Annotated in this window: 1 protein-coding gene; it reads right to left on the bottom strand. The window is 60.7% G+C overall.

The genetic code is table 11. From position 1 onward, the window contains the following. Positions 1-3: 3 nt before the first annotated feature. Positions 4-1,224: an ISL3 family transposase gene (locus tag U4Z64_RS37230; protein ID WP_321822676.1), complete on the bottom strand. Its 1,221-nt coding sequence runs from the start codon at positions 1,222-1,224 to the stop codon at positions 4-6. Positions 1,225-1,305 lie beyond the last annotated feature (81 nt).

Raw genomic sequence — 1,305 nt, 5'->3', positions numbered from 1 at the left:
GGTTCATCGAGGATTACCGGGGAACGCGGCGCGAATCTTGAGGAAGAAGTATTCGTCGTCGCGGTACCCGTAAGCTCGACGCTTGATGACCTTGATGGTGTTGTTGATGCCTTCAACGATGCTGGTATTGAGCGGATAGCGGCAGCGAGTCACGATGCCGTGCCAGTAGCCCTGCAGACGCTCGGCGAACTTTTGCAGGGCCGCGATCCCACTTTGCTGAGCCTGCTCGAACCATTGTTCCCAAGCCTTTTGCGCCCAGGCCGGCTTCCGGTAGAACCAGAGCCGCTTGAGCTCGTCGCGTAACACGTAGACGCATAACAGCGCCTGATTGGCCGCCAGCAATTCCTTCAGGTGCACGGCCTGATCCGGCTTGAGGTTGTGGCGGTTGCGCAGCAACAGCCAGCGGCTGGACTTCAGAACCTTGCGGGCTGGCTTGTCATGTCGGAGTTGATTGGCCTGATCGACCCGCACCCGATCGATCACTTCGCGGCCGTACTTGGCCACGACGTGGTACAGGTCGAAGACGATTTCCGCCTGCGGACACTGTTCCCTGATTTCGAGTTCATAGGCCGTGGTCATGTCGATCGCGACCGCTTCGATACGCTTGGCTGCGCCTTCGGGAAGCTGTTCGAAGAAGGCCCGGGCCGTCTCACGTGAGCGTCCCGGTCCGATCCAGAGTACTTGCCGGCTGATCGGGTCGACCACCACCGTGGCGTAGCGATGACCTTTATGCAGCGCGAACTCGTCCATCGCCAGATAGCGGATCGTTGACCAATCGGGCTCGCTCACGCGCGCCCGCAGGCGCATCTTGTCGATCGATTTGACCGTGTGCCAGCCCAGATCGTAGAAGGCCGCCACCGCCTGCACGCTGGCCGCTTGCAGTAGTTTCTCGCAAGCCTTGGCGAAGCGCTCCGTCACTCTCTGGTAACGGCCCAGCCACGCCAGCTTCTCCAGTCGCGGGCCGCCGCAGCGTTCGCACCAGACCCGGCGACGAGGCACATGCAACACCACCCGGTATTCGAATAGCGGCAAGTCACGCACCCGACGAACCGTCGTCTCGTGGATCTGCTGGCAGCGTGCCCCACATTGCTCGCAGTACATGATCTTGCTGACCGGCTTTAAATACAGCGACAGCGTACGGCCTTCGCCTTCCGGCCATTCCACACGCTCCAGCCGGTAACCTGTCCAGCAGCCCAGTGCCTGAAGTGCCTTGCGATCGAGCAATTGCCTCTCCTGACGTCCTTAAAGTCAGGCGTCAGGTTACGCAATCGCTCTCAAACCCTCCACGGTTTCCTGCGATGAACC

Source organism: Burkholderia sp. BCC1996, assembly GCF_905339955.1.
Taxonomy (GTDB): domain Bacteria; phylum Pseudomonadota; class Gammaproteobacteria; order Burkholderiales; family Burkholderiaceae; genus Burkholderia.
Note: the sequence above shows the minus strand (reverse complement) of the source record. Positions and strands in the feature narration are given on the sequence as shown.